Origin of the sequence: Kitasatospora sp. NPDC057738, from assembly GCF_042798815.1 — a bacterium.
In the GTDB taxonomy this organism is placed as follows: Bacteria; Actinomycetota; Actinomycetes; order Streptomycetales; family Streptomycetaceae; genus Kitasatospora; species Kitasatospora lactacystinica.
Window position 1 is genome coordinate 1829 of record NZ_JBHVJT010000005.1, and the last position, 13967, is coordinate 15795.

Below are 13967 nucleotides of genomic sequence, written 5' to 3' on the forward strand. Positions count from 1 at the left end.
CCTTCGAGAGGGCAGGCCTGTGGGAGGGTTGTTTTCTCAACCCCTCCCGGGGAGCAGGGCGTCTCTCCCCCCCCCCCCCCCGCTGCCCATTTTCCCGCGTCCGTCCCGCCTCCCGCAACGACCCGCCCGCGGCCATCGACACCTTCGTCCTGGCCTGCGACGAACACGACGCCAAGCCCTGCCGCTTGGACCTACGACGGCAGCCCACTCAAAGCCGCATGGACCCCCGAAGGATCAACGCGGCACTGCCCTAGTCCTGGAAGGCCACTTCCGGGTTGTTCGGCGAGGGGCCGTCCAGCAGCGGGCTGTGGATGCCCTTCAGCGTCTGGTCGAAGAACGCTGTCACGTACTCGCGGGTGATCACCACCCCGCGTTCCGGGGAGAGGGGCGGCGTCGGGAACCCGGCCTCCTCCAGAAGCACGTCCAGGTCGGTGAAGCTGGTGTGGTCGGCGCCGGCGACCGTCAGCCACTTCTTGTAGCCGCCGAGGGCGGCCCAGGCCTGCCCCCACGTGGTGTCGTGGCTGCTGGGCAAGTGGTTGGCGGCCGCGCCCAGCATGAGGAACGGCCGGTTGATCCGGCCGGGCATCGGGGCCGGGTGGAAGGAGCCGTCCATGTTCACTCCGGCCCGTACTCGCGGGTCGGCGATCATCGTGGCGGCGGCCGCCGCTCCGCCGATGGAGTGTCCGGCCATGCCGATCTCGTGCTTGTCGATGAGGTGTGCCAGGCGCCACGCGGTACTGCCGTGCGTCAACCGGTCGATCACGAAGGACACGTCCAGCGCGCGGCTGGCGGCGACGGAGTCGAAGTCCAGCGCCGGGTTGTTGCAGATCGCGCACGTCGGCGTCCGGCCGTTCGCCAGCGTCTCGCCGCTGTCCTCGTAGGTGTGGCCGACGAGCGCGACGACGTAGCCGTGACTGGCCAGGTCGGTCGCGAGCGAGGTGAGCGTCATGCGCTGGTCCTCGAACCCGGGTGAGAGGACCACCAGCGGATACTTGCCGCGCTGCGGCCGCGCGCCGTCGAAGGCGTGAGTGGTGACGCCGGAAAGGTTCTGTGGGGTGACGCCGGAGCTCGCCGGCATCCCCCGGAACTGGATGGCTCCGGCTGCCTCGGCGAGGGTCATGTAAGGGGCCGGCGTCCCGGTCCCGGGGACTGCCGGGTAGACCATCGTGACGGCCAGTTGGCGGGGGCCGGATGACGGCACCCACGGGTCGGGACGGCTCGCGTCGGTGAGGTGGATGACGTCCTCGCCGGCGGCGTAGGGGCCGGTCGGCGCGGGGAGCGTGCCTTGGAAGGACCGCGTGGGCGCGGTGGCCGTGGCCGTGGCCGTGGCCGGTGCGGTGTCGAACGCGTGCGTGGCCACCGGTGTGGCCGACGGTGTGGCCGACGGTGTGGTCGTGGCGGCGAACCCGGCGCCGGTTCCGGTGACGAGGGCGGCGAGCGCCAGCACCGCGACAGCGCTGATACGGCGATTGCGTTTCATGGGATCGACGCTAGGTTCCGCGGCTCCGTGTCGAATCGGCCCGTGGATGTAAACACTCCGGTGTCGTTCGTAGCCCCCGCGAGGTACCGGAGTAATCCGCCGGGAGTATGTCGTGCGGCGCGCGGGTTCCCTTCGACGGCAGCCCACGCGAAGCCGCATGAACCCCCGAAGGATCAACGCGGCGCTGCACCAGGCCCCGGCATGGCTGGTCCGACCCTTGTGATCGAACTGGCGGAGCCTGTCCCCTCGGCTGCGCCGGCCGAGTTCAGCGCGTTGATGCGAGGCTCTCCACCCGCTTCGAGCAGCGGCGCCACGGATACTTCGACGTCAACGTGCCTTCGGAGCGGCTGGGCTTTGAGGCGCCGACGGCGGCTGCTGCCCAGGAGATGGACGGTCACCGGCCCTTTCTGGTGCACCTGATGGAGCCGACGTTCGGCGACGGGAGCATCTTCGAGGCCGAACACTCGGGTCCGAAGCCGTGCGAGCGGTGGGCCCGGCCGTCGGCCCTACCCGGGCCAGCCGTTGCAGTTCTCGAAGCCGGTCTCCACGGTGCCGCGGAAGGCCAGCGCCTCGCGGCCGATGCCAAGGGCGTTGAGCAGGACACCGAGCGCCGCGTCCACATCGTCCACCGAGCGGCTCACCCAGACGAACGTGTACGGGACGGTCGCTCCTTCGAGCTCGCTCAACGCGAAGTCCGTCGTCCCGATGCGGAACATGGCAACGTCCACGTAGCCGAGGTCTTCCCAGCCTCGTTCGATGGTCAGTCGCAACCGGGCCGCGAGCGCCGCCAGGGGCGGTTGCAGCCCCGCCACCACTCGAAACGAGCTTGCCGCGTACTCCCACACGCTCGGCTGGAACGCAGGGTTGCGCTTCCCGCCCTGGTACGCGGGAGCTTCCTCCCACTCCGGTTCAGGTCCCGGAACGCTGACTGCCGCCATGTCGATCTCCCCCTCCGAACACCACTGCTGCCGCCCGGTGTTCACCGTATCCGGCGGGTTCGGAGCCGGCAGTGCCCCCCTCGACCCCGGTGCACGAGCGCCCGAGGCCTGACACCCGACCACCTCGCACAGGAAGTCGGCCCCGCCGACTTCCTGCTCACCCCCACCGGTCCCGCATGATGGTGATCATGACTGATGAACATCTGTCCGTGTCCTTCGCCGAGTTGCGCAGCTCGTTCGACGTCGTACTCCGTCATATGGAAGCCGCTGCGGCGGGCGATGCCGTCGCCCTGGACAACGACTACTTCTGGTCCATCCCCCCGAACGACCTCTACGACGTCACCCGGGAGCCGGACGAACTCACCATCGGACAGCTCTCGGAATCCTGGCAGCACCTGCGGGACGTAGTCGCCGACCCGGACCGCGCACTGAGCCACCACCTGACGTGGCTCGCCGACGTCCTCCGGGCCATCGCCCACGAGCACCCGGCATAACCCCCACCCACTCCGCGCGGGAAGTCGAGCCCGTCGACTTCCCGCGCACGTCAACGCTCCGAAACAGCTGGACCCCGAGCAGTCCGGGAAGCCCGAACCCCGCTCATGAAGTTCGGCCTTGTTGGGACTGCTCGGATAGTGTTCGACCGTGAGCCTCGAAGAGCTGCGCGGCCAGTTCTGCTGGTTGACGTCACTCGTCCTGCGGACCGACCTGCAACCCAGCGAAGCTGTCCTCGTGCTGAGTTCGGAGAGCGCCAGTGCGACCTTGCGCCTGGTCGGCATCGTGCATGCGAGAGCCGACCTGGGCGACCCGGACGGCGGCTTCGTGGACGAGGTCCTCGTGCGGGAACTGCCTCAGCACGGCCCGTGGCCGCCCGAGGCCCGTCATCTCCTGCATCACCACGCCAACCGCCGCGTGCTGCACTGGCTGACGATCACCGGCCCGGGCGAGGAGGTGGAGATCCTCGCCGAGGAGCTCAGCGACCGCTGAAGGGTGTTCCGGAAGCCCGGATGCGGGGCACTTCCTCGATCCGGTCCGGGAGTTCGACCGGGCCGACGGAGGTCCCCGGCCGGGGCGGGCCCGGCCGGGGACGCGAACGGCTACAGGTGGACGTCGGAGACCTCGAAGGTCTGGACGCTGTAGGCACCGCAGTCGGACCAGAACCGCCCGCCGTTCATCACGGTGTCCGCGTAGTACTGGTAGCGCTGGCCGTCACCGGCGCCGACGCCGGTGACCCAGCGCTTGACCGCGGCACCGTGCACGCCCGGCTGCGAGAACGCCGACAGGTCGAAGGTGAGCCACTGCGCGTCCTCAAGGAGGTAGGCGACCACGACCAGCTTGTGGTTGACGGCATCGTAGGCCGCGACCGCGTTGTTGTGGCCGGTGTCCATGATCGTCATCCCCGGGCGGATGTGCCGCATGTACTGGGCGAGCACCCAGTACTTGGGGTTGACCTCGACCAGTTCCCCGCTGTCGAAGTTGATCGCACCGAAGCCGTGCCAGTCGAGGATCTGCCAGGCCACCCAGGCCGAAGGGTGGAGCAGGTGCAGGTCGGCGTGCAGGTTCTCGGCGAGGGCCAGGCCGTGCGCCCACCCGTCGCCGTACTCGGAGTTCCAGATCCGCTTGCCGTCGGCGGACACCGCGTCGTACAACCCGACCCGGTCGCCGCCGAGTTCGTCGTAGCCGTGCACGTTGACCCGGCCGACGGCAGCCTTGGTCACGTCGTCGAACTCCGGGCTGGTCCAGGTGTTGCGGGCCAGCGCGGTGCCGTTCTCGTCGAGGCCCGCCACCAGCGTCCCCGTCAGGCCCCGGACGTCCAGCTGGGCGCGGGTCCGCCGGATGAGGTCGGCCTGCTGGGCGTGGGTGTAGTAGCAGCCTTCCTGGGTGGTGTCCATCACCGCCTTGTTGCCCCAGTTCAGGCCCGGCTCGTTGAACGGCTGGACCGAGGCGAAGTCGATGCCCCAGTGGTCGTGCGCATACCGTGCCACCGTCGCCAGGTAGGCCGCGTGGCGGTCGAAGTTGCCGTCCTGGAGGTTGCAGAGGCCGTCGGCGGCGCCCTCCGGGTTGTCGTTCTTGAGCATCCACCACATCGGCGAGTTGGCGAAGAGCTCGAACGTGTCCACGCCCCGGGCCTTCGCCTGCTGGAGCACGCCCCGCTGCTTGGCGTCCAGGGTCCAGTCGAAGCTCGACGAGGACGGGTCGTCGGAGTTCCAGTCGAGCTGGAAGCCCTCGATCTTCTTGAACCCGTCCAGCGGGGACGCCATCTTCCGGGAGCCGATGGTGTTGCTCCCGGACCCGCCGGCGCAGTACCGGACGATGTTCATGCCCAGGCCCGGCAGCTGGTGCCCGAGGAACGGGACGGTGTTGCGGGTGAACAGCAGGTCGGACAGGTCGTCCCGGGGCCCGATCCGGTTCGCCCACCAGCCCAGCGTGGTGCCCCACCCCTCCCAGCGGCGGGTCCACTCCACGTTCGGCGCCGGCGGCTTGACCTCGATCGTTCCGATCGGCTGGCCCGCCCAGGAACGCCCGGTTCCGGAGATCAGCGTCATCGCGCCGAGCGGCACTCCCACGAGTCCGCGCAGCAGCGTACGTCGTTCCATCGGTTCCCCCACAAGTCGTCATCCCCCGCGGTCGCGGGGGTGCCAGTTGTATCGCGCACCGTCGAAATCGCGATGGGCTCAGCGCGTGGCTGCGGCGTACTGGGCCGACGACAGCTCGAACACCCGGACCCGCCTACCGCTGGTGGGATTGACGGTCTCACGGGCCGGATGCATCCCCAGTTTGGTCATGATCCGTTCGGAGGCGTCGTTGCCCACCTGGGCGATGCTGACGATCCGCTCCAGCCCTCGCTCCTCGAACCCGAACCGGACAGCGGCCACAGCCGCCTCGGTGGCCAAGCCCTGCCCCCAGTGGGAACGTCCCAGCCGCCAGCCGACCTCGACCGCCGGCAGGACCTCCGGCAGGAATGCGGGCACCGAAAGGCCGGTGAACCCGGCCAGCTCGCCGGTGGAACGGATCTCCACCGCGAACAGGCCGAAGCCCCGCGACTCCCACTCGCCCTCCCACGCCTGGATCCCGGCGCGGGTCTGCTGCTCGTCACGGACGCTGCCGTCCCGGATCCACCGCATCACCTCGGGATCGGCATTGACGGCAGCCATGGGCGCGACGTCCGCCTCGCGCCAGCGACGCAGGATCAACCGGGGAGTCTCAAGCGTGACCATTCCGTCATTCTGGATCAGCAAGTGGCTCTCCGCCATCCTCATCGGACACTTTCGATCCATGCCTGGTGCCGCGTCAGGCGGCGGCCGCCGCCGGCACGGGTGAGCCCGGCTCGCACGAGGTGGCACGCCGTCACGGTCGCGGCGGGTCCGCTCGTAGGAGCCGGCCCTCGCCACCGGCGAAATTGATGCCCTGGAAGGAGGCGCCGAACCCCACCTGCTCGAAGCCGAGTTCCCGGTGCAGGTCGAGCGAGGCGCGGTTCCTGGCGGAGATGAAGCACCAGACGGCCGACCCTCCTCCCCACGCCCATTCCATCCGGCGCCGGGTCAGCAGCCTCGCGATTCCACGACGCCGCCAGTCGGGATCCACCGTGACACCGGTCAGGTAGTGGCCGGCCGGGGCACCGTCCCCGACGTGCTCGGGCAGGAACGCCGCGCTCGCGTACCCGACGGCCTCACCGGACACCTTCGCGGTGATCACCAGGCTGCGCTCAGCACACAGCGCCCGCCGGATGCGGTCCGCCCATGCGCCCGCCGAACCACCGCGCGCCCGGGCCTGGATCGCGGCCAGCCCCGGCACATCGTCCCCGGTTGCCTCCGCCACCACCGCGGTCACCGGAGCAGGCCGCTCGGCCGGGTCCGGAGCGTAGGCGGCGAACCGCGCGTCCTGCCCTGCCATGTCACCTCCCCGCCGTCCGGCGTCGTCCCGAACCCGCACGCTACGGCGACGGGTGCGGCCCCCGCCACCCGGCCCTCGCCCCGACCCCGGATCCGACCCCGGCCCCGGCCCCGGCCCACCGGAGCGGAACGCCCGGCCGCCGGGCCGGGCCGCGTGCGGGGCCGAGGTACGGGGGCGGAAGCCGCCGTGCGCGGGGCGGGCGCCGTACGCGAGACTGCCGGGATGAACAGGGACGGGGATACGGCGGAACCGGTGACAGAGCTGGTCGGGCAGGCCCTCGGCGCGCAGGACCGGCACGCGTGCGAGGGACTGCTGCGGCGGGCCGCCGAGGCCGACGGGCGCGGGGCGGTGGCGCGCGCGCTGGACCTGCTCGGTTCGCCTCGGCCGGTGGAACGGGCCCTGGGCTGCGACCTGTTGGGGTTCGCGAGCGACGCGCACGAGGACGTCCGGGCCGGGGCGGCCGACGCCCTGGTCGCCCTGGCCGCGCGGGAGTCCGAGCCCGAAGTCCTCCGCTCGCTGGCCCGGGCCCTGGATCGGACCCAGGACCGGCGGGCCGTGCCCGTCCTGGTGGCCCTGGCCGGGCACCGGGACCCCGAGGTGCGGCAGCGGACGGCCATCGCCCTCGGGGGCTTCGACAGCGGGCTGCCCGACGGGCCGGACGTCCGCGCGCTGATCGCCCTCGCCCGGGACCCGGACCCGGAGGTGCGCAACTGGGCCACGTTCTCGCTCGGCTTCCAGTCCGGGGCCGACACCCCGGCGGTCCGGGCGGCCCTCTGGGAACGAACCCGGGACGCGGACCCGGACGTCCGCGCGGAGGGCGTCCGCGGTCTGGCGCGGCGGCGCGACCCGCGCGCCACCGCGCCCCTGAGCGAACTGCTGGCGGATCCGGACGGCGCGGAGGTCCTCACCTTCCGGGCGGCGGAGATCCTCGGCGCCCCCGAACTGCTGCCGCTGCTGGAGGACTACGACCCGGACGACCACGGGGTGGCCGAGGCCCTCGCCGCCTGCGATCCGGCACGGACGGCCCGGCTCGACGAGGCCGCCTGGGCGCTGGTGCGCGCCCTGGAGCGGCTGCGGCCCGAGCTGTCGGCCGCGGTCTGGGCGACCCGCTGCGAACCCGGTCTGACGCTCGGCCTCGGCAGCGGCCCCGACGCACCCGGCTACGACGTCGGGGCACTGCTCGCACGCGCGGGCCACGATCCGCTGCGGGCGGCCGAACTGGTCTGCGGCGACCACCCGGTGACGCGGTCGGACCGCACGGCCACCGGCCACCGGAAGGATTGAACTCCCCCTAGGGTGAAGGCAGTTGGCGATCAAGTGGAGGCCGGTCCAGCTGCGGCCCGAGGAGCCGGGCCGGCCGCCCGTCAGCAGGCGGAGCAGTCGGGAACGGGGGGAATCGTCGGGAAGGTGTCGTTCCCGAGGAGCCAGTCCGTGAGCCATTCCGCCAGGGTGACGTCCTGCGGGGAGGCGTAGTGGTGGTCGCAGGCGTTCTCGTCCATGCCCCACATGGCGCCCTCCGGGGTACTGAGGTCGAGGCACCACCAGATGACACCGCCGAGGGTCACCAACGGCACCACGCCGGGCGGAAAGCCCGGCTCGGTGGCCCATTTCCGGTAGACGCGCGCCAGGGACCCTTCGTGGCTGAACCGCCGCTTCGACTCGGTGAGCGAGACGACGCCGCCGTACGGTCCGAAGCCGCCGTCGGCGACCTCGCAGTAGATCCTCCGCAGCAGCGGCGCCATCGGAAATCCGGTGAGGGCCTCGAACTCGTCGGCGGCCTTCGTCGGTGCGGGCAGGGGAAGACCGCGGGCCTCGGCGAACTCGTGGAGGCCGGCGACGATCTCGTCATCGGTCCAGGCGGGAGAAGTCACGGAGGAACCGTAGCGGCATGATCGCCGGTGCGTCCTCGCGGGTCGTCACAGCTCACCGCGGGAGGACGCGGCCGGTCGCGGCCCCGTCCGGGCGGGGTTCAGGGGCGGTCCTGGAGGAGCGCCTCGCCGAGTGGGGTCAGGGCGTGGCGGACGCCGGGGCCGGTGCGTTCGGTGGTGAGCAGGCCCGCGGCCCGCAGGACGGTGGCGTGGTGGCTCGCGGTGGCGGGCGAGGTGCCGGTGCGGCGGGCGAGTTCGGCCGTGCCCGCCGGGTCGGCCGCCGCCCGCAGGGTGCGGGCGCGGGTGGCGCCGAGCAGGGCGACGAGCGCGCCGCCCGGTTCCGCCGCGGCGGCCGGGGCCCAGACCGACCGGTAGGTGCCGAGGTCGCGGGCCAGCGGGTAGTGGAGCACGGGAGGGTGCTCGGGGCCGCGGTTGTCGGTCATCGCCATCGGCTCGGGCCAGAAGAAGGTGGGCGCGAGCACGATGCCGGTGCCCCGCAACCGCAGGTCCGCGTCGACGGGACAGGGCAGTTCCAGCACCGGCGACTCCCACCGGATGTCGGGGTGCAGCGAGCCGAGCAGGCCGTCCAGCCCGGAGTCCGCCGCGAGCAGCGCCCGCGCGGTGCGCTCGGTGTGCGCGGCGGCGAGCAGTTGGGACCAGTACGGGGCGATCGCGACGGAGTGGTACCCGCGCAGGCCGCGGCCGACGAAGGCGCGCCATTCGCGGTCGCCCCGGTGCAGCTCGCGGATCCAGCGGGGCACCCTCGGCCGGATGCGTTCCAGGATCCGCAGGTCCGCCGCCCACAGCCGGCCGGGCAGCGACCAGGTGTGGTCCAGGCTGTCCGCCAGGGTGGTGGCGTCGGCGTGCAGGAAGGCCTCCGGGGCCTGCGCCGCGCCGGCGGCGGTCGCCAGCTCGAACAGGAGCCGCGACTCGGGGCCCAGGAGCGTGCGGGTCCGGCTGCGCCAGCCCTCCAACGCCACCCCGCCCACGCCGCGGGCCTGCACCAGGGACAGGCTCAGGACCGTCTCGGTGAGCGGGTCGGGTGCCCGCGTGATCCGAACCCTGGTCAGGTCGTCGGGGGTGAAGTGGATGCGCAGCAATCCTGCTCCTCGCGTCACGGGGGCTCCCGAGGGTGCGGCCGCGTCCCGGCACCGGCCCCCCGCCGGGCCTCCGCCCCCTGCGGCCTTCCGCCCACCGTAGACGGACGGCTCCGGCTCGCGGTGGCGTTGCCCGGCTCTGACCGGATCTTGGCGTTTCGGCGGACGACGGGCGCCCGGATTCGATGGAACCCGAAGGGTCTTGGGAGCGAGCACAGCGCTTCGTGAGACTGGCCGCCGAGGGCGCCCCGAGGTGGCGCCCCGACTCTGGTGAGGAGTGAAACCGTCATGCGATTCACCCGTCAGTCCGTCGCCCGTTCCCTCGTCGTCCGCTCCCTCGTCGTCCGCTCCCTCGTCGCCACCGGCACGGTGCTCGCCGCCGCCACCACGCTGGCCACCCCCGCCCAGGCCGACCCGGTGCAGCACCGCTACGCCAACGTCTCCGCCTACAACAAGTGCCTCGACATCCGCGGCGGCTCCACCTCCGAGGGCGCGCTGCTCCAGCAGTTCGACTGCAAGCTCGCCTCGAACCAGTCGTTCTGGACGGACACCTACCTCGGCGACCCGTCCACCGACATGAAGGCCGCGAACTCCGGCCTCTGCCTCGAACCGACCGGCATGGACGCCGGCGCCACCATCATCCAGCGCCGCTGCAACTACAGCCAGGGCCAGCGCTGGGAGCACGTCGCCCAGGCCAGCGGGGTGATCGCCATCAAGAACCGGGCGACCGGCCTGTGCCTCGCGGACGCGGGCGCGCCGTCGGGCAGCCGGCGCGAGGTGCGTCAGCAGCCGTGCGACGGCACCACCACGCAGCTCTGGGTGGTGCGCTGAGTCCGGTCGACCACGACCCCGGCCGGGGGCGTTCGGACGTCCGGACGTCCCCGGCCGGGACGGCGGTTCAGGCGCAGACGTGCTCGTAGGAGACGAGCTTCCTGCCGACGACGCTCCCGAAGCCCACCTGATCGGCCGCGGTGCAGGAGGCCGGCGCGAGCCCGACGACCCCTGGAGCGGCGGCATCACGGCGCCGCGGGACAAGCCTCATCGCTTCCCCCCGGTTCACGACTGCTTCGAACCTACGCCCGCCCGGCCCGTTGATAGCGTGATCGCCATGACGGAGCTGGAAGAGTCGGAAGAACTGGAAGCGCTGGTCCTGACCCCCGACGAGCGGGCACGGGGAGTCCGGGTCGACCGGGTGATGTTCACGATGGACTGGACCGGCGAGGACCACCCGGGCCAGCTGGCGGCATTCGTGGCCGGCCGGGTACGGGCCTTCGGGGCAGAACCGGCGGGCATCGACACCGAGGTGGTCCACCGGGCGGCCGAGGCCGACCCGACACTGCGCCGCGGTGACCTCCCGGTCCGCCAGCTCGACCACCTCGCCGGCGTGCTGGCGGACCTCGGCCGCACGCTCCTGGTGCGGGAGAACGGCACCGACACCTACGAACTGCTGGTCGCGCTGACCGGTGGGCGCGAGCCGACCGGGCTGCTGCACGAGGGCCTCCCGGTGCGGGCCTGGGGCTCGGAGCCCGAGGAGACCCTGGTCAGCCTGAACTGCCCGGACTGCTCGCAGATGCTGGTGTGGGAGCTGCCGCCGACCGAGACCCTCGCCGACGAGCACTGCGACTGCGGCGCCGCCTTGTTCGACACCGAAGGCCGCCCGCTGCCCCACGTCACGCTCCACGCCTGAGCCGGCGCGCTTCACCCGCTCAGGCCGAGGCCCCGCCGACTTCCTGCGCGGAGCTGCGATGTGGAATGCCCCGAACCCGCCCTCGCCGCCTCGGACCTGCACGTGGTGATGTGCTGTGTGCTGTGCACGGTTACCTGTACGCGGTGCTGAGCTGCACTGTTGATGGGGAGTCGAACCCCGCGTTGCTCTTCACGCGCCAGGAGTGGGCCGGAATACCGCCGGCCCTCGGTGTGTGCACGCCTCCGAAGCTGCTACCTGCTCCACATCGTCCGAACATGCCGGACCGTCAGTCCAGCAGATCGACCTCCCAGTTCGTGCGCTGGATCCGCACATCGACCTCGCGGATCTCCCGCGCGAGCGCGTCCGCCTGGCCGCGCAGTTCGGCGACCGGGAGCGCGGAGAGCATCATCAGCTCGGACCGGAGCTGCCGGCCGTATCCCCGGTCACCCGTCCCCGCCGCCGCGTCCGCCGCCGCGGTGACCACGGAGTGACGCAACCGCAGGACGTCCCGGCGCGCGAGGGCATCGGTGAGCGTGCCGTCCGGACCCATCTCCACGGTGGCGTTGGTCCGGTTGATCCGCCGGATCAACGTCTCCAGGGCGTCCAGCACCTCGCCGACCTCGGCCAACAGCTGGGCCGCGTCCTCGGCGGGCGTCTCCCCCTCCTGGTGGCGCGCACTGCTGACGATGCGCGCCCGCAGCTGTTCCGTGCGGCGCGTCGCCTCCGCGCGTTCTGCCAGTGCCTCGGCAAGCTTCATTTCCGCACCTCCCCCTCTCTGAGCTCGCACGAGTATACGAGTGCGAACCGGCCCGTCCGCACCTGGTTTTCCGCTCCATCGGGGCCCTGACCAGCGGCAGAGCCGGAGCCGGAGCGGGCAGCCGGGCCGATGGCTGCTCAGGCCTCGCCCGGGGCGGCGGCCCGGCCGCGGAAGGTGGCGCGGTAGGCCTGGGGCGACACCCCGATCGCCGCGTGCAGGTGCTGGCGCAGCGAGGCGCCGGTGGCGAAGCCGATCTCGGTGGCGATCCGGTCGACCGGGAGGTCGCTGGTCTCCAGCAGGTGGCGGGCGCGGTGCAGCCGTTGCTGGATCAGCCAGCGGCCGGGGCTGGTGCCGGTCTCCTCCTGGAAGCGGCGGGCGAAGGTGCGCGGGCTCATCCGCGCGTGCGCGGCCAGCTCCCGCAGGGCGAGCGGGCGGTCGAGGCGTTCCAGGGCCCAGGCCTGGGTCGCGGCGGTGCCGTTGGCGCCCTCCGGCGGCACCGGTTGTTCGATGTACTGGGCCTGGCCGCCCTCGCGCCAGGGCGGCACCACGCAGTGCCGGGCGACCTGGTTGGCGACGGCGCTGCCGTGGTCGGAGCGCACCACGTGCAGGCACACGTCGAGGCCGGAGGCGGCGCCCGCCGAGGTGAGGATGTCGCCGTCGTCGACGAACAGCACGTCGGCGTCCAGGGCGACGCGGGGGAACATCCGGCGGAAGGCCGGCGCCAGCGCCCAGTGGGTGGTGGCGGGGCGTCCGTCGAGCAGGCCGGCGGCGGCCAGGGCGAACGCGCCGGTGCAGATGGAGACGATGCGGGTGCCGGGGCGGATCCGGGCGAGGGCCGCGCGCTCGGCCTCCGGCAGGTCGGCGGTGACGCGGTGCAGGGCGTAGGGCGGGATGACGACCGTGTCGGCGCTCTCCAGCGCCTCGGGCCCGTGCCCGACGGTGATCGTGAAGTCGGCGTCGGTGGCGACCGTCCGGTCGTCGGTCGCGGCGCACGTCACCACCTCGTACGCTCCCGGCACGCCGGGGAAGACCCGGTTGGGGATGCCCAGTTCGAAGGGGTACACGCCGTCGAGGGCGAGGACGACCACGCGGTGCGGCGGCCGGTCGCCGGGGAGACCGCGGGCGCCGCGGAGACCAGAGGTGCCGCGGAGACCAGGGGTGCCGGAGCCGCGGTGGCCGCGGGGTGCGATCGCAGACATGGCACGATCCTATCGGTCTTTGGCAATCTTGCCATTTCGCAGGTCAGGGCCCCGGTCGCAGGCTTGGTCCATGACCACGAACACGATGCGAGCCGTCACCCAGACCACCCTCGGCGCCCCGGGCGTCCTCCACGAGGCCGAGGTCGAACGGCCCACGCCCGGCGTCGGCCAGATCCTCGTCGCCGTCCACGCCGCCGGGGTCAACCCCACCGACTGGAAGCACCGCGAGCGCGGCATCTTCCTCGGGCAGCCCCCGTTCACCCTCGGCTGGGACGTCTCCGGGACCGTCGAGGCGGTGGGCCTCGGCGTCTCGCTCTTCGCCCCGGGCGACGAGGTCTTCGGCATGCTGCCCTACCCGTACGGCGCCGGCTCGCACGCCGAGTACGTCACCGGCCCCGCCCGGGCCTTCGCGCCCAAGCCCGCCGCACTGACCCACGTCGAGGCGGGCGCGCTCCCGCTGGTGGCGCTCACCGCCTGGCAGGCCCTCGTCGACACCGCCGGGGTCCGGCCCGGGCAGCGGGTCCTGGTGCACGCGGCGGCCGGCGGCGTGGGGCACGTCGCCGTGCAGATCGCCAAGGCGCGCGGCGCGTACGTCATCGGCACCGCGTCCGCCGCCAAGCACGACTTCGTCCGGGACCTGGGCGCGGACGAGGTGATCGACTACCGCACCGCCGACTTCACGCAGGAGGCCCGGGACGTCGACGTGGTCCTCGACCCGCTCGGCGGGGAGGACCGGCTGCGCTCCCTGGAGACGCTGCGGCCCGGCGGCGTCCTGGTGTCGATCCTGCCCCACGACCTCGACGGGCTGGCCGAGCGTGCCGCCGAGTTGGGCGTGACGGCGAAGACCCTGCTGGTCGAGCACGACCGGGCCGGGATGGCCGCGATCGCCGCCCTCGCCGAGTCCGGACAGCTGCGCGTGCACGTCTCCGGCACCTACCCGCTCGCCGAGGCCGCCGAGGCCCACGCCGAGGGCGAGACGGGCCGGGTCACGGGGAAGCTGGTGCTCACCGTCCGCCCGTGACAGCGCCCGGCGGTGTCACGGGCGGACGG

Annotated in this window: 16 protein-coding genes; 6 read left to right on the plus strand and 10 right to left on the minus strand. The window is 72.6% G+C overall.

Features of this window, described 5'->3' with window-relative positions; genetic code table 11:
- Positions 1-250 precede the first annotated feature (250 nt).
- Positions 251-1480 (minus strand): alpha/beta hydrolase family protein, encoded by a 1230-nt coding sequence (locus ACFVGO_RS04030; RefSeq protein ID WP_380630799.1) that lies wholly within the window; start codon positions 1478-1480, stop codon positions 251-253.
- A 506-nt stretch (positions 1481-1986) separates the two neighbouring features.
- Positions 1987-2418 (minus strand): hypothetical protein, encoded by a 432-nt coding sequence (locus tag ACFVGO_RS04035; RefSeq protein ID WP_380356343.1) that lies wholly within the window; start codon positions 2416-2418, stop codon positions 1987-1989.
- 188 nt (positions 2419-2606) lie between these two features.
- Here ACFVGO_RS04035 and ACFVGO_RS04040 point away from each other — a divergent pair, with 188 nt between their 5' ends.
- Entirely contained in the window at positions 2607-2912 is a 306-nt protein-coding gene (locus ACFVGO_RS04040; protein ID WP_359911417.1) for a hypothetical protein, read from the plus strand.
- A gap of 148 nt (positions 2913-3060) precedes the next feature.
- The gene (locus tag ACFVGO_RS04045; RefSeq protein WP_359911414.1) at positions 3061-3402 is read left to right on the plus strand and encodes a hypothetical protein; all 342 of its coding nucleotides are present in this window, start codon (positions 3061-3063) and stop codon (positions 3400-3402) included.
- Between the two features lie 110 nt (positions 3403-3512).
- On the opposite strand, the gene ACFVGO_RS04050 is transcribed toward ACFVGO_RS04045, so the two are convergent.
- The 3 genes from ACFVGO_RS04050 to ACFVGO_RS04060 form a co-directional block, all read right to left on the minus strand.
- Positions 3513-5012, minus strand: coding sequence for a glycoside hydrolase (locus tag ACFVGO_RS04050; RefSeq protein WP_380630800.1), 1500 nt, complete (start codon positions 5010-5012; stop codon positions 3513-3515).
- Between the two features lie 78 nt (positions 5013-5090).
- The gene (locus ACFVGO_RS04055) at positions 5091-5633 is read right to left on the minus strand and encodes a GNAT family N-acetyltransferase (RefSeq protein ID WP_359911408.1); all 543 of its coding nucleotides are present in this window, start codon (positions 5631-5633) and stop codon (positions 5091-5093) included.
- 130 nt (positions 5634-5763) lie between these two features.
- Positions 5764-6309 (minus strand): GNAT family N-acetyltransferase, encoded by a 546-nt coding sequence (locus ACFVGO_RS04060; RefSeq protein WP_380630801.1) that lies wholly within the window; start codon positions 6307-6309, stop codon positions 5764-5766.
- Positions 6310-6561: 252 nt separating this feature from the next.
- Between ACFVGO_RS04060 and ACFVGO_RS04065 the strand changes: the two genes are divergently transcribed.
- The gene (locus tag ACFVGO_RS04065; protein ID WP_380630802.1) at positions 6562-7593 is read left to right on the plus strand and encodes a HEAT repeat domain-containing protein; all 1032 of its coding nucleotides are present in this window, start codon (positions 6562-6564) and stop codon (positions 7591-7593) included.
- An 80-nt stretch (positions 7594-7673) separates the two neighbouring features.
- On the opposite strand, the gene ACFVGO_RS04070 is transcribed toward ACFVGO_RS04065, so the two are convergent.
- Entirely contained in the window at positions 7674-8180 is a 507-nt protein-coding gene (locus tag ACFVGO_RS04070) for a hypothetical protein (protein ID WP_380630803.1), read from the minus strand.
- Between the two features lie 98 nt (positions 8181-8278).
- Positions 8279-9277, minus strand: coding sequence for a winged helix-turn-helix domain-containing protein (locus ACFVGO_RS04075; RefSeq protein ID WP_359911396.1), 999 nt, complete (start codon positions 9275-9277; stop codon positions 8279-8281).
- A 285-nt stretch (positions 9278-9562) separates the two neighbouring features.
- Between ACFVGO_RS04075 and ACFVGO_RS04080 the strand changes: the two genes are divergently transcribed.
- Entirely contained in the window at positions 9563-10105 is a 543-nt protein-coding gene (locus ACFVGO_RS04080; protein ID WP_359911393.1) for an RICIN domain-containing protein, read from the plus strand.
- 67 nt (positions 10106-10172) lie between these two features.
- Here ACFVGO_RS04080 and ACFVGO_RS04085 read toward each other — a convergent pair whose 3' ends face one another.
- The gene (locus ACFVGO_RS04085; RefSeq protein WP_380356310.1) at positions 10173-10316 is read right to left on the minus strand and encodes a hypothetical protein; all 144 of its coding nucleotides are present in this window, start codon (positions 10314-10316) and stop codon (positions 10173-10175) included.
- A 66-nt stretch (positions 10317-10382) separates the two neighbouring features.
- Here ACFVGO_RS04085 and ACFVGO_RS04090 point away from each other — a divergent pair, with 66 nt between their 5' ends.
- Positions 10383-10961, plus strand: coding sequence for a hypothetical protein (locus ACFVGO_RS04090; protein WP_380630804.1), 579 nt, complete (start codon positions 10383-10385; stop codon positions 10959-10961).
- Positions 10962-11247: 286 nt separating this feature from the next.
- Here ACFVGO_RS04090 and ACFVGO_RS04095 read toward each other — a convergent pair whose 3' ends face one another.
- Positions 11248-11718: a DIP1984 family protein gene (locus tag ACFVGO_RS04095; protein WP_359911388.1), complete on the minus strand. Its 471-nt coding sequence runs from the start codon at positions 11716-11718 to the stop codon at positions 11248-11250.
- A 137-nt stretch (positions 11719-11855) separates the two neighbouring features.
- Complete coding sequence (locus ACFVGO_RS04100) at positions 11856-12806, minus strand: GlxA family transcriptional regulator (RefSeq protein WP_380630852.1); 951 nt, start codon at positions 12804-12806, stop codon at positions 11856-11858.
- Between the two features lie 181 nt (positions 12807-12987).
- On the opposite strand from ACFVGO_RS04100, the gene ACFVGO_RS04105 reads away from it, so the two are divergent.
- Positions 12988-13938, plus strand: a complete 951-nt coding sequence (locus ACFVGO_RS04105; RefSeq protein ID WP_380630805.1) for an NADP-dependent oxidoreductase — start codon at positions 12988-12990, stop codon at positions 13936-13938.
- Positions 13939-13967 lie beyond the last annotated feature (29 nt).